Consider the following 19164-nt stretch of genomic DNA (forward strand, 5'->3'; position numbering starts at 1 on the left):
CCGCGTCATTCCGGGGCAATCCTCCGTGTGCGGCCGCAAAGCGGCAGCGTGCCGGCGATTGAGCCCGGAATCTCGAGATTGTTGAGAATGAACGCAAGCCGAGCTCGAGATTCCGGGTTCAAGGCCTGTGGCCTTGCCCCGGAATGACGGCTTTCGTGGCTAATGCAGATGCAGCAGATGCGGCTGAAACAGGCCGAGCAGCGTCATGGCGATCCCGATCAGCGCGAGCCCACCGGAGGCCCAGGCCAGCACGATCATTCCCGTAATGATCGTCGCCGACGCCAGCACGATGCCGATCTGGAAAGCGGCCGACGCCAATTCGTAGTGGTGATATTTCGCCGTCGCCTCGTCGCGCTCGTGCTCGGCATGCTTGGCGCGTTCGGCCAATTGTTCGCTGCCTTCGCCGGTCTCCGGCTCCGAACGATAGCGCGCGGCATTCTTCTGCCAGTCATCGATCTGCTTCTGCAACGCCGCCTTGGCCGCCTCGTCCGGCAGCGCCGGCAGGTTCAGCTTGCCCTGCTCGGCCGCGGTCTGCACCACGGTGCGGCGCACGGTCTTGGCCTGGAAGAAGGCCCAGAGGTTGGATGCCTCGACGTTCTTGCTGATCGATTCGGTCTGCGCGCCCTTGCCGAGCGTTTCCGACAGCGCCAGGAACAGCGCGATGACGGCGATCAGCAGCGCGATCTTCTTGTTCTCGCCGGAGGCATGCTCGGCGTGCTCCGCATGCTCCATGCTCTCATGTGCGCTCATCTGTTCCCCTCCGGATCAAGCGAGGGAGACGATTGCCGGAACCACGGTGGTCGCGCAAGGGAAACGATGTGACGGAACGGTGTCAGCGCCGCGGATGCGCCGACGCGTAGACCTGCAGCAGCCGTTCAGAATCGATGCCGGTATAGATCTGCGTGGTCGACAACGAGGCGTGGCCGAGCAGCTCCTGGATCGCGCGCAGATCGCCGCCGCGCGACAGCAGGTGCGTGGCGAAGGAGTGGCGCAGCGCGTGCGGCGTGGCGCTGTCGGGCAGGCCGAGCGCGCCGCGCAGCCGCTCCATCGCGAGCTGAATGATGCGCGGGCTCAACGGACCGCCCTTGGCGCCGACGAACATCGGCCCAGCTCCCGGAAGCGGGTAGGGGCAGAGCCTGGCGTACTCGTCGATCAGCTGCAGCACGTTCTGCAGCACCGGCACCATGCGCGTCTTGTTGCCCTTGCCGGTCACGACCAGCACGTCGCCTTCGCCCGGCCGCGGCACCTCGCGGCGTTTCAATCCCAGCGCCTCTGAGATGCGCAGGCCGGAGCCATACAGCAGCGCCATGACAGCGGCGTCGCGCGCCAGCACCCAGGTCTCGCGGGTCTCGCCGGCACGCTCGTCGGCATCGGCGAGGCGCTTGGCGGCGTCCATCGGCAGCGGCTTCGGCAGGCTCTTGGCGATCTTTGGCGCGCGGATTCCCGAGAGGGCGCCGACCTTGCCTTTGCCCTCGCGCTCCAGGAAACGACCGAACGAGCGCAAGCCTGCCAGCGTCCGCATCAGGGAGCGTCCGGCGATGTCGTCGGCGCGCCGCATCGCCATGAAGGCCCGGATGTCGGCGGCTTCCAGCACTGCAAAGCGCGCCAATGTCACCGGCTCACCCCAATGGGTGCAGAGGAATTGCAGGCATTGCCGCAGGTCGCGGGCATAGGCCTCGACCGTCTTCGGGGACAGCCGGCGCTCGCTGCGCAGATGCGCCAGCCACTGCATCATCGCGCGCACCACGCCGTCATCGGCGCCGATCAGGTCGGAGAGCTCCGGCGCATCGTCGGCATCCGTTTCAGGTGGTCGCGTCTGCTTTGCCATGCGTGCGTACCCAGCGATGGGACGAGGTCCTGCGAGCTTGTCGGCCGCCGCGAATGCGGTCTGCGCCTCTCCCCGCCTGCGGGGGGAGGTCGGATTGCATCGTCAGATGCAATCCGGGTGAGGGGGTACAGGTCTCACGGCGAACACGTCCCGTGCGTCTGCCCCTCACCCCAGCCCTCTCCCCGCAAGAGTGGGGCGAGGGAGCGCAGCGGCGCTCGCGGCGAGAAGCTCGGTCTCAACCCGTCGGTTCATCTATATATATCGCATCCTCGTCCTTTACCGTTCGCTAACTTTGCCGGGCGGCTTTCGCTTCAGCCCGAGCAAGGCTATCTCCGCCCTCATGGACCGCCCGACCGATCTCTTTCCAGGTGCAGTCAGCACGGCCGGCGTGGTCGACGTGCTGGTTCCGGTCGCGCTCGACCACACGTATTCCTACCGCGTGCCGCGCGGCATGGCGCTGAAGCCCGGCGATGTCGTCGGCGTGCCGCTGGGGCCGCGCGAGGTGCTGGCGGTGGTGTGGGCGGAGAACGCCAATCCCGATCCGCGACTGCACAACAGGCTGAAGGACGTCAGCGAGAAGCTCGACGTGCCGCCGCTCAAGCCGGAGCTGCGGTCGCTGGTCGACTGGGTCGCCAATTACACGCTGTCGCCGCGCGGCATGGTGCTGCGGATGTGCCTTCGCATGGGCGAGCATCTCGGGCCGGAGCGCGTTCGCCTCGGCGTCCGGCTGGTCGGCGAGCCGCCAAAGCGGCTGACGCCGGCGCGGCGGCGGGTGATCGAGGCGGTGTCGGATGGCCTGCTGCACGGAAAGTCCGACCTCGTCCGCGAGATCGGCGTCTCCAGCAGCGTGATCGACGGCCTGGTCGACGAGGGGACGCTGACGGTCGAGGCGATGCCGCGGGCCTTGCCGCCGCCGACGCCGGACCCGTCCTTCGCCCAGCCCGAGTTCTTCGATGCACAGCTGGCCGGCGTCGAGGCGATGCGGGCGCTGGCTGCCAATGGCGGCTTTCAGGTCGCGCTGCTCGATGGCGTCACCGGCTCCGGCAAGACCGAGGTGTATTTCGAGGCGGTGGCCGAGACCGTCCGCCGCGGCCGGCAGTCGCTGATCCTGATGCCGGAGATCGCGCTGACCGGGCAGTTCCTCGACCGCTTCTCGCGCCGTTTCGGTGTGCGCCCGCTGGAATGGCATTCCGAGCTGACGCCGCGCACGCGCCAGCGCAACTGGGCGGCGATCGCCGCCGGCGAGGCGCCGGTCGTGGTCGGCGCGCGCTCGGCGCTGTTTCTGCCCTACGCCGATCTCGGCCTGATCGTCGTCGATGAGGAGCACGACCAGGCCTACAAGCAGGACGAGGGCGCGCACTACCACGCCCGCGACATGGCGGTGGTGCGCGGCCACATCGCCAAATTCCCGGTCGTGCTGGCGTCAGCGACGCCCTCGGTCGAGACCGAGGTCAATGCGCGCAAGGGCCGCTACCAGCGCGTCGCGCTGCCGTCGCGCTTCGGCGGCCAGCACATGCCGCACATCGAGGCGATCGATCTCAGGCGCGAGCCGCCGCCGCGCGGCCGCTACATCTCGCCGCGGTTGGCGGGCGAGATCCGCACCGCGATCGAGCGCGGCGAGCAGGCGCTGCTGTTTCTCAATCGCCGCGGCTATGCGCCGCTGACCTTGTGCCGCGCCTGCGGCCACCGTTTTGCTTGCACCATCTGCGACGCTTGGCTGGTCGACCATCGTTTTCGCCAGCGCCTGGTCTGCCACCATTGCGGGTTCTCGATGGCCCGGCCGCCGGCCTGTCCGCATTGCGCCGCCGAGGAATCGCTGGTCGCGGTCGGCCCGGGCGTCGAGCGGCTGCAGGAGGAGGCGGCCGCGCTGTTTCCCGACGCGCGCAGCATGGTGCTGTCGAGCGACCTGATCACCTCGATCGAGACCATGCGCGCCGAACTCACGGAGATCGCGGAAGGCCGCGTCGACCTCATCATCGGCACCCAGCTCGTGGCCAAGGGCCACAACTTCCCTCGGCTCAATCTGGTCGGCGTGGTCGACGCCGATCTCGGCCTCGGCAACGGCGATCCGCGCGCCGCCGAGCGCACCTGGCAGCTCCTCAACCAGGTGATCGGCCGTGCCGGCCGCGAGCAGGGCAGGGGGAGGGGCTATCTGCAGACGCACCAGCCCGAGCATCCGGTCATGAAGGCGCTGATCGCCTGCGACCGCGAGGCGTTCTACACCAGCGAAATCGACGTCCGCGAGCGCACGGGTTACCCGCCGTTCGGCCGGCTGGCGAGCCTGATCATTTCGGCAGGGGACAGGCCGACCGCGGAGGGCTTCGCGCGCCGGCTGGTGGCGTCAGCGCCTTCAGAGGAGGGCGTGCTGCTGCTCGGACCGGCCGAGGCGCCGCTCGCCGTCATCAAGGGCCGCTACCGCTTCCGGCTGCTGCTCAAGTCGGCGCGCAATTTCGATCTGTCGGATTATCTGCGCCATTGGCTGGCGCATGCGGAGAAGCCCAGGGGCAATCTCAAGCTCGAGGTCGACGTCGACCCGCAGAGCTTCTTGTAGCACAAGGCACGCCATCACCGCCGTCATTGCGAGGAGCGAAGCGACGAAGCAATCCAGAGTCCCAAAGGAGCCCTGGATTGCTTCGCTGCGCTCGCAATGACGCGCGGATAGATGGGTGACTTACGACACGACCTCGGCGGTGACGCGGCCGACGCCGGCGCGGGTCAGGCCGATGGCGCGGGCGGCGCCCGTCGAAAGGTCGAGCACACGGCCGCGGATGAATGGGCCACGGTCGTTGACAGTGACGATGACGCTCTGGCCGCCATGAGTGACGCGCAGCTTGGTGCCGAACGGCAGCGAGCGGTGGGCGCAGGTCATGGCGTTGGCGTTCATGCGCTGGCCGGATGCGGTGCGGCTGCCGGACTCGTTGCCGTAGTACGATGCCATGCCGGAGAAGGTGCGGCCCGTTCCGGACGACGGCGCGACCGATGCGTTGGCATTCATCCAGGACGAGTTGTTCGACCAGCCGTTCGAAAACGAGTCTGCCGCGGGCTGGGCGGCCTGGCGCGCCATATGATGATGGTGGTGGCGCGCGTGGTGATGGTGGTGCCTGGACCGGGCCGAGGCTTCGGTGGCGCTGCCGCCGACGATCAGCGTCACGGCAACAGCGAGCGCGGTGCGCGAGCCGGCGATCTTGCCAGCCGAGAGGTTCTTCAGTTTCAGCATCTGGATCTGTCCCTCGAAACAGTATTGCTGCGTTCTGCAGCCAGTGGACCCCCGTCAGGTGTTGAGGCGCGCGCCGTTTGATGTCGCAATGAGGCACGAATGGGGCAGTAGAAATTGTTCCGCTCGGATCGGAATATCTTGGGACTGGTGATCTTCATCACCGAAAATTCCGTAATCCGCCCGCTTAACGCTTCATTAACTAATTAATACTTTCAAGTACTGTCGTGTTAAGTCGTCATTGAGGTTGTGAAGATGTTGCCAAGTAATTGATATCGATCCGGCCGATCGCCGCTGGAGCCGCCAAGGCGGCAGTCAAGGCCAAACGGACATAGCGGCCATGCAGCAACAGGCGGAACGAATACGCGGATCGTCGGTACTGGGTTCGGGGTGCACCGCCGGCGGCGATCGCGCCGCTTCCGGGTCCGTCCCGGGCTCCGACCGCAGCGCGGCAACAAGGTGCCGAATAGCGGGCCACCGCTTGTTGCGGCTGCGCGTACGCTATGTTAGCAAAGCGCCGCTTTTCGTGATCAAGCTGCTCTTGCGGCGATCGAAAATCAAAGTCCTGCTTGAATTCCAAGGGCTTAACTGGTTTGCGCCGCAGCGGCGCGCCGGTGTTCCTCTTGTGGGTTGGGCGCATATAAAAAGAGCACGTCTGTGGCTGCTGAAGATCCCTCCGTATCCGGTGTGTCCGGTCGTTACGCGACGGCCCTGTTTGAACTGGCCCGTGACGAAAAGTCCGTCGATGCGGTCAAGGCCGATCTCGACAAGTTCAATGCCCTTCTCGATGAGAGCGCCGACCTCAAGCGCCTGGTCCGCAGCCCGGTGTTCGGCGCGGACGTGCAGCTCAAGGCGCTCAATGCGGTGCTGGACAAGGCCGGCATCGCCGGCGTCGCCGCCAACGTGCTGCGTGTGCTGACCACCAACCGCCGCCTGTTCGCGGTCGCCGACGTGATCCGCGCCTTCAACGCGCTGGTCGCCAAGTATAAGGGAGAGGCCACGGCCGACGTCGTCGTCGCCGAGCCGCTCTCGGACAAGAATCTCGACGCCTTGAAGGCCTCACTGAAGACGGTGACCGGCAAGGACGTCGCGCTCAACGTGAAAGTCGATCCAGCGATTATCGGCGGGCTCGTCGTCAAGCTCGGCAGCCGCATGATCGATAGTTCGCTTCGCACCAAACTCAACTCGATCAAGCACGCGATGAAAGAGGCAGGCTGATGGACATCCGCGCCGCGGAAATTTCCGCGATCCTCAAGGACCAGATCAAGAATTTCGGGCAGGAAGCCGAAGTCACCGAAGTCGGACAGGTGCTGTCCGTCGGCGACGGTATCGCCCGCGTCTACGGTCTCGACAACGTCCAGGCCGGTGAGATGGTCGAGTTCGAGAACGGCACCCGCGGCATGGCGCTGAACCTCGAGACCGACAACGTCGGCGTCGTCATCTTCGGCGCCGACCGCGAGATCAAGGAAGGCCAGACCGTCAAGCGCACCCGCGCCATCGTGGACGCGCCGGTCGGCAAGGGCCTGCTCGGCCGTGTCGTCGACGCGCTCGGCAACCCGATCGACGGCAAGGGTCCGATCCAGTTCACCGAGCGCAAGCGCGTCGACGTCAAGGCGCCGGGCATCATTCCGCGCAAGTCGGTCAACGAGCCGATGGCCACCGGCCTGAAGGCGATCGACGCCCTGATCCCGGTCGGCCGCGGCCAGCGTGAGCTGATCATCGGTGACCGCCAGACAGGCAAGACTGCGATCGCGCTCGACACCATCCTGAACCAGAAGCCGCTGAACGTCGCCGGCGCTCCCGAGAGCCAGAAGCTGTACTGCGTCTACGTCGCCGTCGGCCAGAAGCGTTCGACCGTCGCCCAGTTCGTCAAGGTGCTCGAAGAGCAGGGCGCGCTGGAATACTCGATCGTCATCGCCGCGACCGCCTCCGATCCGGCGCCGATGCAGTATCTCGCGCCGTTCACCGGCTGCACCATGGGCGAGTACTTCCGCGACAACGGCATGCACGCCGTCATCATCTATGACGACCTGTCCAAGCAGGCCGTCGCCTACCGCCAGATGTCGCTGCTGCTGCGCCGCCCGCCGGGCCGCGAAGCCTATCCGGGCGACGTGTTCTACCTGCACTCCCGCCTGCTGGAGCGCGCTGCGAAGCTCGGCAAGGACCATGGTCTGGGCTCGCTGACCGCGCTGCCGGTCATCGAGACGCAGGCCAACGACGTGTCGGCCTACATTCCGACCAACGTCATCTCGATCACCGACGGCCAGATCTTCCTGGAGACCGATTTGTTCTTCCAGGGCATTCGTCCTGCGGTGAACGTCGGTCTGTCGGTGTCGCGCGTCGGCTCCTCGGCGCAGACCAAGGCGATGAAGAAGGTCGCCGGCAAGATCAAGGGCGAGCTGGCGCAGTACCGCGAGATGGCCGCGTTCGCGCAGTTCGGCTCCGACCTCGACGCCTCGACCCAGCGCCTGCTGAACCGTGGTTCGCGCCTGACCGAGCTCCTGAAGCAGCCGCAGTTCTCGCCGCTGAAGATGGAAGAGCAGGTCTGCGTGATCTGGGCCGGCACCAACGGCTATCTCGACGCGCTTCCGCTCGGCAAGGTGCGCGCCTTCGAGGACGGCCTCCTGTCGCTGCTGCGCGGCAAGAATGCCGACCTCCTGAACGCGATCCGCGACAGCAAGGATCTGTCCGACGACAGCGCCGCCAAGCTGAAGGCGGTGGTCGAAGGCTTCGCCAAGACCTTCGCCTGATCGCTAGAGGTCGTGGCCGGCTCCGGCCGGCCATCCACGCCTTCGGGGTGGACAACGTGACATCTCATGCCCAGCATCAGGCCGGGCATGACCAATCTCAGGGTTGAGCGGTCGGGTCTCCAGGGGATCGGCCGCCGGGGTGAGCTAGACGAACAATGGCGTCACTGAAAGACATGCGGGTCCGCATCGCCTCGACCAAGGCGACGCAGAAGATCACCAAGGCCATGCAGATGGTCGCCGCCTCCAAGCTGCGCCGCGCGCAGCAGGCGGCCGAAGCGGCGCGTCCCTATGCCGAGAAGATGGACGCCGTGATCTCCAACATCGCGAGCGCCACCATCGCCTCCGCCGGCGGCCCGAGCCTGCTCGCGGGCACCGGGCGCGACCAGGTGCATCTGCTGCTGGTCTGCACCGGCGAGCGCGGCCTGTCCGGCGCGTTCAACTCCTCGATCGTGCGTCTGGCGCGCGAGCGTGCGCTAGCCCTGATGAACCAGGGCAAGGAAGTGAAATTCTTCTGCGTCGGCCGCAAGGGCTACGAGCAACTGCGCCGTCAGTTCGACAAGCAGATCGTCGAGCACATGGATCTGCGCTCGGTTCGCCAGATCGGTTTTGCCAATGCCGACGAGATCGCCAAGAAGGTGATCGCCCGCTTCGAGGCCGGCGAGTTCGACGTCTGCACGCTGTTCTATTCGCGCTTCCGCTCGGTGATCGCGCAGATCCCGACGGCACAGCAGATCATTCCGCTGGTGGTCGAGGCGCGGCCTGCCAATGCTGCGCCGCTGGCGCCTTACGAATACGAGCCGGAGGAGGACGAGATCCTCGCCGGGCTGCTGCCGCGCAATCTCGCCGTGCAGATCTTCCGCGCGCTGCTCGAAAACAACGCCTCGTTCTACGGTGCGCAGATGTCGGCGATGGACAATGCCACGCGCAACGCCGGCGAGATGATCCGCAAGCAGACGCTGATCTACAACCGCACGCGTCAGGCGATGATCACCAAGGAACTGATCGAAATCATTTCGGGCGCCGAGGCGGTCTAGCCAGATCGCGTCGCGCCTCTTTGAAGCGCAACCCAGGAACATATCCCGGTCGAGCCGACCGTGGTTTCGTATACGGATCGTAAGGAGAGACACTCAATGGCTACCGCAGCCAACCAGATCGGTCGCATCACCCAGGTCATCGGCGCCGTCGTCGACGTGCAGTTCGAAGGTCACCTGCCGGCCATTCTCAATTCGCTCGAAACCAAGAACGCCGGCAACCGCCTTGTGCTCGAGGTCGCCCAGCATCTCGGTGAATCCACCGTCCGCACGATCGCGATGGACACCACCGAAGGTCTGGTGCGCGGCCAGGAGGTGACCGACACCGGCTCGCCGATCCGGGTGCCGGTCGGCGAGGGCACGCTCGGCCGCATCATGAACGTGATCGGCGAGCCGATCGACGAAGCCGGCCCCGTCAAGGCGGAAGGCCTGCGCCCGATCCACGCGGACGCGCCGAGCTACACCGACCAGTCGACGGAAGCTGAAATTCTCGTCACCGGCATCAAGGTCGTCGACCTCCTGGCGCCCTATGCCAAGGGCGGCAAGATCGGCCTGTTCGGCGGCGCCGGCGTCGGCAAGACCGTGCTGATCCAGGAGCTGATCAACAACGTCGCCAAGGCGCACGGCGGTTACTCGGTGTTCGCCGGCGTCGGCGAGCGTACGCGAGAGGGCAACGACCTCTATCACGAGTTCATCGAGTCCAAGGTCAACGCCGATCCGCACAATCCGGATCCGAGCGTCAAGTCGAAGTGCGCGCTGGTGTTCGGTCAGATGAACGAGCCGCCCGGCGCCCGCGCCCGCGTCGGCCTGACCGGCCTCACCGTCGCCGAGCACTTCCGCGACCAGGGCCAGGACGTGCTGTTCTTCGTCGACAACATCTTCCGCTTCACGCAGGCGGGCTCGGAAGTGTCGGCGCTGCTCGGCCGTATCCCGTCGGCGGTGGGTTATCAGCCGACGCTCGCCACCGACATGGGCGCGCTGCAGGAGCGTATCACCACCACCAACAAGGGCTCGATCACCTCGGTGCAGGCGATCTACGTGCCGGCCGACGACTTGACCGACCCGGCGCCGGCGACGTCGTTCGCGCACTTGGACGCGACCACCGTGCTCAACCGCGCGATCTCGGAAAAGGGCATCTACCCGGCGGTGGACCCGCTCGACTCCACGTCGCGTATGCTGTCCCCGCTGGTCGTCGGCGAGGAGCACTATCAAACCGCGCGCATGGTCCAGCAGATCCTCCAGCGCTACAAGTCGCTGCAGGACATCATCGCCATCCTGGGCATGGACGAGCTCTCGGAAGAGGACAAGCTGACGGTGGCCCGCGCCCGCAAGATCGAGCGCTTCCTGTCGCAGCCGTTCCACGTCGCCGAAATCTTCACGGGATCGCCGGGCAAGTTCGTCGACCTCGCCGACACCATCAAGGGCTTCAAGGGCCTGTGTGAAGGCAAGTACGACCACCTGCCGGAGGCCGCCTTCTACATGGTCGGCAACATCGACGAGGCGGTCGAGAAGGGCAAGAAGCTGGCGGCGGAAGCCGCCTAAGGGCGAATGGCGAATAGGGAGTAGCGAATAGGGTTATCCGCTGCTCCCTTCTCCATTCACTACTCGCCATTCGCTATTCGCTACTCGCAGGTTTCCTCATGGCTACTTTCCATTTCGATCTCGTCTCGCCGGAAAAGATCGCCTTCTCGGGTGAGGTCGACCAGGTCGACGTTCCCGGCCAGGAGGGTGATTTCGGCGTGCTCGCGGGCCACGCGCCGTTCGTGGCGACGCTGCGGCCGGGCATCCTGACAGTGACATCAGGCGGATCGCAGCAGAAGATCATCGTGCTCGGCGGTCTTGCCGAGATCTCGGACAAAGGTCTGACGGTTCTCGCCGACGTCGCCACGTCGCTGAAGGAGCTCGACCAGACCGCCTTCGCGGCCGAGATCGCCGGCATGGAATCCAAGCTGAACGAGAAGCAGGGCAACGAGCTCGATCGCGCGATCGAGCGGCTCGATCACTTCAAGACGATCCAGCAGCAGCTCAATACGACCGCGCTGCATTGATCCAACCGCACGACGTATGAATGAACGTTCATGGCCGGGCTCTGCCCGGCCATTTTCGTTTGGGGCTCGAACGACGTGCGCCGGTCGATGACTACTTCAAGGGGCCGGTTGCATGCTCACCGATCTGACGGCATGCTCCCGGCCGATCCAGCGGGCGCGGTGACATGGCAGGACAGATCGTCTTGAAACGCAAGATCGCGGCGATTTTCGCCGCCGATATCGCCGGCTATTCGCGCCTGGTCGCGGAGGATGAAGAAGAAACGCTACGGCGACTGGCGACCTATCGCGAGGTCGTTGACGACTTCATCGCGCGCGCCGGCGGCCGCATCTTCAACACCGCCGGCGATGCGGTGCTCGCGGAATTCCCCAGCGCGGTCGAAGCGGTGCGTTGCGCGATCGACATCCAGGAGAGCCTGCGCACGCGCAACATGGCCTATCCGCCGAGCCGGCAGATGAGCTATCGCATCGGCATCACCATCGGCGACGTCGTCGAGCGCGACGGCGATCTGCTCGGCGACGGCGTCAACATTGCAGCGCGCCTCGAGGGCCTCGCCGACGTCGGCGGCATCTGCATCTCGCGCGCCGTCCATGAGCAGGTTGCCAACAAGCTGTCGGTGCAGTTCGCCGACATGGGCGCGCGGGAGGTCAAGAACATCCCCACCCCGGTGCACGCCTTTCGCGTGGCGATGCGCCGCGAGGACGGCACCTACGCGCCGCCGGAAGAAAAGAAAGCCGCCCGCGGCGGCGGGCTCCGCATGATCTGGCGAATTACGGCCGCCCTGGTTGCGCTCGGCGCGGTCGGGGTCGGGACCGAGCTCTACCTGGATTATCGCGATCCGCATCCCGCGCAGCGCGATGCCGCCAAGGCGGCGGCGGAAGCGTTGGCCCGGCTGTCGGCCACGCCGGCTTCGCCGTCCTCGGTCCCGTCTTCATCTCCATCCCCCGCGCCGACGCAGTCATCCGTCGCCATGCAGCCGGCCGACTCGCCGCAGCCGCAACAGTCGCCCTCGCCTTCATCCTCTGTCGCTGCCGAGAAGTTTGCACCTGAAGCCGTGCCGTTCGTGAGCGAGCGGACTCGCATTGCGCTGGCGCGCGACTACGTGCCGGCGCCCGAGCACAAGGCGTTCGCGACCACGATCAACGGCGTCAGCGCCTACGTCACCGGGCAGGCGAGCGACGACGCGGCGAAGTCGGCCGCGCTGGAGCAGTGCCAGCAGCGCGCGGACAACGCGAACGGACCGCGCAAATGCGAGCTCTACGCCGTTGGTGACAATGTCGTCTACGTGCACAGCAAGCCGCCGTTGCCGCCGCAGCCCTGGGTGCGCCACGACCCGCTGACCGAACGCGCCTTCAGCGCGGCCGAGATGCCGCTGGTGCGTGATACCGGCCGCGCCCGGCTCGAAGCGAACTACGGGACGGCGCGACGGACCAAGGCGATCGCGCTCGGGCCCGGTGGCCAGTTCTTCTACAGCGTCGGCGGCGACCTCGTCGACGACGTGGTTCGGCGCAATCTGGAAGCCTGCGGCGCTCAGGCGGGAACCGCCTGCATCATCGTTGCGCTCGACGATGCCTTCGTGGTGCCGATACCGACCGTGATGAAAGCCACCGGCTTCTTCCACGCGGCCATCCATCAGGCGATCGCCCCGGAGGCGCGCGAGGAGGTGGCGCGGCGCCTTGAGGCCGCGACGTCGGGCTGGAATGCAGTCGCGGTCGGAACGGCCGGCCACCCCGGCTTCAGCCTCAATGGCGACCGTGAGGAGACGGCGATCGGCGGCGCGCTGGCCGACTGCGCCACGCGCGACAGCGACTGCCGGGTGATTGCGATCGGGCCGTTCACGGTCGAGGACAATTGAGCCGGCGAACTCTCTCGACATCGCTGTTCCGAGGCGCGCTGAGCGCGAGATCGGAATGACGCAGAGCCTCACTCTTCGACGTGGATCAGTCGCCAGCTTCAGTGAGATGCGCAAAGGCCTCCGCCACCGCACGATAGACCTCGCGGCGGAACGGCACCACCAAGTCCGGCACGCGCGCGAGCTGCTCCCAGCGCCAGGCGTCGAACTCGGCCGGCTGGCCGTTGCGCGGCGTCACCGGATCGATGTCGGCCTCCCGGCCGGTGAAGCGCATCGCGAACCACTTCTGGCGCTGGCCGCGAAAGCGCGCGAGCCGGTGGTTGGGATCCTCGAATGGCGGAAATTCGTAGGTCAGCCAGTCGGTCTCGGCCAGGATATCGGCGTCGCGGATGCCGGTCTCCTCCCACAGCTCGCGCCGCGCCGCCGCCTGCAGATCCTCGCCGGGGTCGACGCCGCCCTGCGGCATTTGCCATTCGAGGCCGGGAAGGACGATCTCCGGTCCGTCGTCGCGGAATCGGCGCCCCAGGAACACGAGCCCTTCGGCATTGAGCAGGGCGATCCCGACGTTCGGACGATAGGGTCTGGTCTCGGTCATCCTCGAATCCATGAGCTGTCGTTCGCATAGCAGCGCACCATGGCGGCATCGTCGCGACGCATCTGCAGAGATTCCCTGCAGCCCGTGCGCAGATGCGGACTAGCGGATGTCGGGTATCGCGTCGAGGGCGCGGGTCGTGATTCAATCGCCGGCGAGCGGAGCGAATTCCTTGACCACGCGCTCATAGACCGGTCGCTTGAAGGGCACGATCAGCCCCGGCAGGTTCTTCATCGGCTCCCAGCGCCAGCTGACGAATTCCGCCTTGTGGTGGCCGCCGCCGGGCCGCTCGACGTCGATCTCGGCATCGGACCCGGTGAAGCGCAGCGCGAACCATTTCTGGCGCTGGCCGCGATAGCGCCCCTTCCAGGCGCGGCCCGCGACCGTGCGCGGAATGTCGTAGGTCAGCCAGTCGCCGACCTCGGCCAGCTTCTCGACGGAGCGCACGCTGGTCTCTTCATACAGCTCGCGCTTGGCCGCCTCCCAGGCATCCTCGCCGGGATCGACGCCGCCCTGCGGCATCTGCCAGACATGGGTGTCGTCGACATGCTCGATCCCGCCGGCGCGGCGACCGATGAAAACCAGCCCCTCCGAATTGATCAGCATAATGCCGACGCAGGTGCGGTAAGGCAGGTCCTCGTAGCGCGTCATTCCGGTCTCGGCCTTCCTGCGGGGACCCTGCGCCTCGCTGCGCAGGCCTCACGCTGTCACGTCGCCAGTCGGGCCGGCGCACGTTCGTTCAGTTCGATTTTGATTTCAGCATCGCGGTTGTCAATGGCACCAGCAGAATGCCCTTGCGGTCGAGCCCCTTGATCCAGGTGGCGATGCGGTCGATCGAGACTGGCAGCGCCGAGGCGGTCCCGACGGCGACGCCACGTTCCTTGGCCAGGCTTTCGAGCTTGGCGAGCGCATTGTCGATCTCGACCGGGGTCGGCACCGCGTCGATGGTGACGTCGCCCTTCGCGAACGGCATCGCGAGCCCCGTGGCGAGTGACGCCGCCACGCTGCGCGGGGCTGCGCCATCGTCGAACAGGGCCAGGCCGCGCTTGGCGGCCTCGTTCACGATCGGCTGCATCGCCGCTTCCGTTGCGACGAAGCGCGCACCCATGAAGTTGCCGATGCCGACGTAACCCTGCAGCCGGCTCATGTGCCAGAACAACCGGTCGATGTTCTGGTCCGGTCCGAGTGTGGCGAGCAGCGTCTGCGGACCCGGATCGTTGTCGGGATAGTCGTAGGGCTCCATCGGGACCTGCAGCAGGATCTCGTGGCGCTGCGCCCGGGCGCGCTCGGCGAGTTTGGTCGGATCGGAGCCATAGGGCGTGAAGGCCAGGGTGACCGCGGGCGGCAGCTTCATGATCGCGTCCGCCGTCTTGGCGGCGCCGACGCCGAGGCCGCCGATCACGATCGCGACGGCCGGCATGCGCGCCGCCTTGGCGCGGTCGGCCTCGGCCGCATAGGCGGTGAACGGCTTCAGCCCGTCGGCCATCACTGGGATCATGCCGTAGCGCGACTTCTCCAGCAGCCGCGGGTCGACGCCGGGCATCTGGCTCGCAGCCGGCGTGGCCGATCCAGGCTCTGCCGTCTCGCCACCGGCACCGATCGCGACCTCCTGGCGGGCGCCGCTGGAGCCGTCGATGATGGTGACCGTCTTGCGCTCGCCGCCCTCCTGCTTGGCCGCGGGGGCCGCGCCGTGGTCGGCCTTTGCGTCTGGCTTGCCATCCGGCTTGGCGGCAGCCTTGTCGTCGGCGGGCTTTGCGCCCTCGTTGATCGCGACGCGGGCGACCGGCTCGCCACCGAGTGGATTGTCGTTGAACATCGCAAAGCCGGCAAACACGACCAGAAACAGCCCCAGCAGCATCGCGAGGGCCTGCAGGGCCGTGAAGGGAAGCCGAACGCGGCGCCTGCGACGCTTTTCCGTCTGTCCGAGCGGGGCGCTCAGTTCGTCGGCCGTCTCTGTCATCGAAATTCCCGAATCAATCGGGTCGACGATACCACGGCAAGGATTCGGACGCAGGGCCAGTGTCCGAAAGCCCGTAGATCGGCGGAGCCGCAAACGAGAAGCCGTCCAAAAAACAAAGGGCGGCCTGGAGGCCGCCCTTCAAACCCACTTCGCGTCTGTCGGCTGCCGCTCCGGCGGCGGCCTCAGTTCGCCGCCTTGGCCGGCTTGTCGGCCGCGGCCTTTTCGGTCGGCGCCGGGGTGTTGGCGCTGTTCTTGATGCCATGGAGCAGGTCGGCAGCCATTTTGAGCGCCTTGTCGTCCTTGGTGTCCGGCGGCACGTAGGACTGCGAGCCGGTCTTCTCGTCGCCGTCGTTCTTGAGATGGCCGCGCAGCGACGCCTCGCCCTTGGTGTCGGTGCGCGATTTCAGCTCATCCGGCACGTCCTGCAGCACCTCGATGTCGGGCACGATGCCCTTGGCCTGGATCGATTTGCCCGACGGCGTGTAGTAGCGCGCGGTGGTCAGCCGCAGCGCGCCGTTGCCGGCGCCGAGCGGGATGATGGTCTGCACCGAGCCCTTGCCGAACGAGCGGGTGCCGACCAGCGTCGCGCGCTTGTGGTCCTGCAGCGCGCCGGCCACGATCTCCGACGCCGACGCCGAGCCGCCATTGATCAGCACGATGACCGGCTTGCCCTTGGTGAGGTCGCCGGCATGTGCCGCGCGGCGCTGCGTCTCCTCGGCATTGCGGCCGCGGGTCGAGACGATCTCGCCGCGCTCCAGGAACGCGTCGGAGACGGTGACCGCCTCCTCGAGCAGGCCGCCCGGGTTGTTGCGCAGGTCGATGATGTAGCCCTTCAGCTTGTCACCGATCTGGTTCTGCAGGTCGGCGATGCTCTTCTTCAGGCCCTCGGTGGTCTGCTCGTTGAAGGTGGTGATGCGGATATAGGCGATGTCGTCGCTCTCGGTGCGCGAGCGCACCGAACGGACGCGGATGTTGTCGCGGGTCAGCGTCACGTCCAGCGGATTGTCGGCGCCCTTGCGCACGACCTTCAGCTTGATCTTGGTGCCGACCGGGCCGCGCATCTTCTCGACCGCCTGGTTGAGGGTCAGGCCCTGCACGGCTTCGTCGTCGAGATTGGTGATGATGTCGTTGGCCTGGATGCCTGCCTTCGAGGCCGGCGTATCGTCGATCGGCGACACCACCTTGATCAGGCCGTCTTCCATCGTCACCTCGATGCCGAGGCCGCCGAACTCGCCGCGGGTCTGCACCTGCATGTCGCGGAAGCTCTTCGCATCCATGTAGCTCGAATGCGGATCGAGGCCCGAGAGCATGCCGCTGATCGCGGACTCGACCAGCTTCGAATCGTCGGGCTTCTCGACATAATCGCTGCGCACCCGCTCGAACACGTCGCCGAACAGGTTGAGCTGGCGATAGGTATCGGCGGTCGCGGCGCGCGCCGTCGATCCCATCAACACCGCGCGCGGTTGCGAGACGAACAGGGTCAATGCCGCACCGGTGGCCGCGCTCAGGAGAATTACCGAAGTCTTACGCATCATCCGCGTACCTTTTCGCCTTCATTTGCGGCCCACCATGGGCCTGGATCGATTGGAGTGCCGTCCTTACGGAACTCGACATAGAGCACTGGTTGACTCGCGTTGGTAGCGAGAATGGAGGCAACCTGGGAGCTGTTACCCATGATCGCGACCGGCTCTCCCGTCTGAACAAACTGCCCGATGTTGACGGAAATGCGCTCCATCCCGGCGATCAGGACATGATACCCGCCACCGGCGTTGAGGATCAAGAGTTGTCCGTAGCTACGGAAGGGACCCGCATACACAACCCAGCCATCACACGGGGTTGTGACCTGAGCCCCTGGCCGGGTTGCCAAAGAAATGCCTTTATCCGAGCCGCCGGCACCGTCCGATGCGCCAAATTCGCGGATCTTGGTGCCGTTGACCGGAAACGCCAGCATGCCCTTGGTCGAGGCGAACGCGATCGCGGGCGCCTTGCGGCCTGGGTTGCGCAGCGCATTCGCGTCCGGCTTGCTGTTGACCGGCACCCCCTGCAGGCTCGCCGTCGAGGCAGCCTTGGCCGCGCTCTTGAGGTCCAGCTCCATCGTCGTGATCAGCCCCTGCAGCGAGTCGATCTGCTGGGCCAGCACGGCGGCGCGCGCGCTTTCGGCTTCCATGTCCTTCTCGGCCGAGCTCTGCTTGCGCTGGCGTTCCTCCACCAGGGCCGCGAGACGGGTCTGATCGGTGCGCAGCCTGTCGCGGTCGCCGGCGAGCTTGTCGCGTTCGCTGGCGATCGTCTTGCGGATGGCGACGAGCTCGCCGAGATCGGTCGAGAGCTTTTCGGCTCGGCTTCGCATCTCGGGGATCACCGAGCCCAGCAGCATCGCGGTCCGCAGGGATTGCAGCGCATCCTCGGGACGGACGAGCAGGGCCGGCGGGGTGCGGCGGCCGGCGCGCTGCAGTGCGGCAAGAACCTCGATGATCTCGGTCCGCCGCGTTTCCAGCGACGTCCGCAGATCCTGCTCGCGGCCGTCGAGCCCGCGCAGCCGCGTTTCGGCCTCGGCAACGCGCACTTCGACGCTCCGCACCTGCGCCGCGACGTCGATCAGTTGCTGGTTGAGCTTGCCGCGATCCTCGCCGAGCGCGGCGATGTCGGCCTTCAGCCGCTCCTGGGCCTCAGCGGCGGCCTTCTGGGCCGCGCGGGCGGCCTCGAGCTCCTGTTCGCGCTGCTTCAACTGCTCCGGGGTGGCCGGCGTCGGTGATGCCGTACCGGGGATGGATGGCCGGAGTCCGCTCTGCGCCAGCGCCGGACATCCGGAGAACACCACAACGAGCGCGATGAGCGACGCACGGCAGGACTGGCCGCCGCGGACAGGTCTTGGGGAGCAGGAGAGGGGCCGCGCAGCGAACATCGAGGTCCTTATTGTGCTCCCATCGTCCCTTGTTCAAGCGCGGTGATAGGGGTGACCGGCAAGGATCGTAGCAGTACGGTAAATCTGCTCGAGCAGCAGGACGCGGACGATCTGGTGCGGCCAAGTGGCGGCGCCAAACGCAACCCCGAGCTTGGCTCTGCGCCGCAAATCGGGCGAAAGTCCGTCGGCGCCGCCGATTGCGAAGACGGCAGCCGGAATGCCTTCGTCCCGCCAGCGCCCAAGATAACCCGCAAAGGTTGTGCTGTCGACATTCCGGCCACGCTCGTCGAGGCAGACGAGCACGGACTTGTCCGGGACCGCCGCCGATATCGCGGCGGCCTCCTCGGTCATGCGTGTCGCCGCATCGCGCGCGCGGCTTTCCGGGATTTCATGGATGTCGAGGCCGCGAAAGCCGAGCTTTCGGCCGATGTCGTCGAAACGCTCGCGGTAGCGCTCCGCGAGCTCTCGCTCGGGACCCTGCTTCAACCGGCCGATGGCGACCACGATCAGGCGCATGCGCACGGACTAGCACGTGCGCGCCACGATTCGCATCCGCTGCGGCGTGGGGCCGCCTAGACCGCCTTGGCCGGGTTCGGCCCTTGAGTCCACAATCGCTCGAGATTGTAGAACTCGCGAACCTCGGGTCGGAACACGTGCACGATCACGTCGCCGGAATCGATCAGCACCCAATCGCAATTGGGCAGGCCCTCGATGTGGAGCTTCTTGGTGCCGGCTTCCTTCAGGCCCTTGGCGACGTTTTCCGCGATCGACCCGACGTGCCGGTTCGAGCGGCCCGTGGTGATGACCATGTAGTCCGAATACGCCGATTTGCCGCGAAGATCGATCGTGATCGTCTCCTCCGCCTTCATGTCTTCGAGGCGGGAGAGGATCGTGCGCAGGGTCTTGTCGGCGTCGGGTTGCGCCTGCAAGGCCGCATCTTGGGTCGACGTCTTACGCGCTGACTTGGCTGTCGCCGACTTGGTAGTCGT

18 protein-coding genes are annotated in these 19164 nt (G+C 66.5%); 7 read left to right on the plus strand and 11 right to left on the minus strand.

Features of this window, described 5'->3' with window-relative positions:
- Positions 1 to 159 precede the first annotated feature (159 nt).
- Complete coding sequence (locus ACQR10_RS03340; protein WP_315800696.1) at positions 160 to 750, minus strand: DUF4337 domain-containing protein; 591 nt, start codon at positions 748 to 750, stop codon at positions 160 to 162.
- A gap of 82 nt (positions 751 to 832) precedes the next feature.
- On the minus strand, positions 833 to 1735 hold the full coding sequence (locus ACQR10_RS03345) for a tyrosine recombinase XerC (protein ID WP_410051389.1): 903 nt from the start codon (positions 1733 to 1735) through the stop codon (positions 833 to 835).
- Positions 1736 to 2168: 433 nt separating this feature from the next.
- On the opposite strand from ACQR10_RS03345, the gene ACQR10_RS03350 reads away from it, so the two are divergent.
- A complete protein-coding gene (locus ACQR10_RS03350; RefSeq protein WP_316215522.1) occupies positions 2169 to 4379 on the plus strand; it encodes a primosomal protein N' in 2211 nt (736 codons plus the stop codon).
- A 120-nt stretch (positions 4380 to 4499) separates the two neighbouring features.
- Here the strand turns inward: ACQR10_RS03350 and ACQR10_RS03355 are convergent, their stop codons facing one another.
- Positions 4500 to 5045: a septal ring lytic transglycosylase RlpA family protein gene (locus ACQR10_RS03355; RefSeq protein WP_316215523.1), complete on the minus strand. Its 546-nt coding sequence runs from the start codon at positions 5043 to 5045 to the stop codon at positions 4500 to 4502.
- Between the two features lie 235 nt (positions 5046 to 5280).
- The gene (locus tag ACQR10_RS03360) at positions 5281 to 5622 is read right to left on the minus strand and encodes a hypothetical protein (protein ID WP_316215524.1); all 342 of its coding nucleotides are present in this window, start codon (positions 5620 to 5622) and stop codon (positions 5281 to 5283) included.
- 77 nt (positions 5623 to 5699) lie between these two features.
- Between ACQR10_RS03360 and ACQR10_RS03365 the strand changes: the two genes are divergently transcribed.
- The 6 genes from ACQR10_RS03365 (at position 5700) to ACQR10_RS03390 (ending at position 12724) form a co-directional block, all read left to right on the plus strand.
- Positions 5700 to 6260, plus strand: a complete 561-nt coding sequence (locus tag ACQR10_RS03365; RefSeq protein ID WP_315800691.1) for a F0F1 ATP synthase subunit delta — start codon at positions 5700 to 5702, stop codon at positions 6258 to 6260.
- Positions 6260 to 7792: a F0F1 ATP synthase subunit alpha gene (atpA, locus tag ACQR10_RS03370; RefSeq protein WP_316215525.1), complete on the plus strand. Its 1533-nt coding sequence runs from the start codon at positions 6260 to 6262 to the stop codon at positions 7790 to 7792. Before ACQR10_RS03365 ends, atpA begins: the two co-directional genes overlap by 1 nt.
- A gap of 155 nt (positions 7793 to 7947) precedes the next feature.
- Positions 7948 to 8826: a F0F1 ATP synthase subunit gamma gene (locus ACQR10_RS03375; protein WP_315800690.1), complete on the plus strand. Its 879-nt coding sequence runs from the start codon at positions 7948 to 7950 to the stop codon at positions 8824 to 8826.
- Between the two features lie 96 nt (positions 8827 to 8922).
- Positions 8923 to 10365: a F0F1 ATP synthase subunit beta gene (gene atpD, locus ACQR10_RS03380; protein ID WP_172112903.1), complete on the plus strand. Its 1443-nt coding sequence runs from the start codon at positions 8923 to 8925 to the stop codon at positions 10363 to 10365.
- Between the two features lie 98 nt (positions 10366 to 10463).
- Positions 10464 to 10871, plus strand: a complete 408-nt coding sequence (locus ACQR10_RS03385; protein WP_315715938.1) for a F0F1 ATP synthase subunit epsilon — start codon at positions 10464 to 10466, stop codon at positions 10869 to 10871.
- 164 nt (positions 10872 to 11035) lie between these two features.
- A complete protein-coding gene (locus tag ACQR10_RS03390) occupies positions 11036 to 12724 on the plus strand; it encodes an adenylate/guanylate cyclase domain-containing protein (RefSeq protein ID WP_316215526.1) in 1689 nt (562 codons plus the stop codon).
- A gap of 85 nt (positions 12725 to 12809) precedes the next feature.
- Here ACQR10_RS03390 and ACQR10_RS03395 read toward each other — a convergent pair whose 3' ends face one another.
- The 7 genes from ACQR10_RS03395 to rsfS all read right to left on the minus strand — a co-directional run bounded on the left by ACQR10_RS03395 (position 12810) and on the right by rsfS (position 19104).
- Entirely contained in the window at positions 12810 to 13316 is a 507-nt protein-coding gene (locus tag ACQR10_RS03395) for an RNA pyrophosphohydrolase (RefSeq protein WP_316180337.1), read from the minus strand.
- 141 nt (positions 13317 to 13457) lie between these two features.
- Positions 13458 to 13964 carry an RNA pyrophosphohydrolase gene (locus tag ACQR10_RS03400; protein ID WP_316215527.1) on the minus strand — a complete coding sequence of 169 codons (507 nt, stop codon included), beginning with the start codon at positions 13962 to 13964 and terminating at the stop codon, positions 13458 to 13460.
- 88 nt (positions 13965 to 14052) lie between these two features.
- The gene (locus tag ACQR10_RS03405) at positions 14053 to 15273 is read right to left on the minus strand and encodes a divergent polysaccharide deacetylase family protein (RefSeq protein WP_316215528.1); all 1221 of its coding nucleotides are present in this window, start codon (positions 15271 to 15273) and stop codon (positions 14053 to 14055) included.
- 182 nt (positions 15274 to 15455) lie between these two features.
- Positions 15456 to 16808 carry a S41 family peptidase gene (locus tag ACQR10_RS03410; protein WP_315715943.1) on the minus strand — a complete coding sequence of 451 codons (1353 nt, stop codon included), beginning with the start codon at positions 16806 to 16808 and terminating at the stop codon, positions 15456 to 15458.
- Entirely contained in the window at positions 16805 to 18175 is a 1371-nt protein-coding gene (locus tag ACQR10_RS03415) for a murein hydrolase activator EnvC family protein (protein ID WP_316180342.1), read from the minus strand. Before ACQR10_RS03415 ends, ACQR10_RS03410 begins: the two co-directional genes overlap by 4 nt.
- A 33-nt stretch (positions 18176 to 18208) precedes the next feature.
- Positions 18209 to 18691 (minus strand): 23S rRNA (pseudouridine(1915)-N(3))-methyltransferase RlmH, encoded by a 483-nt coding sequence (gene rlmH / locus ACQR10_RS03420; protein WP_315800684.1) that lies wholly within the window; start codon positions 18689 to 18691, stop codon positions 18209 to 18211.
- Positions 18692 to 18747: 56 nt separating this feature from the next.
- Entirely contained in the window at positions 18748 to 19104 is a 357-nt protein-coding gene (rsfS, locus tag ACQR10_RS03425; protein ID WP_316215529.1) for a ribosome silencing factor, read from the minus strand.
- Between the last annotated feature and the right edge of the window lie 60 nt (positions 19105 to 19164).

Origin of the sequence: Bradyrhizobium sp. HKCCYLRH2060 (assembly GCF_051168135.1) — a bacterium.
In the GTDB taxonomy this organism is placed as follows: Bacteria; Pseudomonadota; Alphaproteobacteria; order Rhizobiales; family Xanthobacteraceae; genus Bradyrhizobium.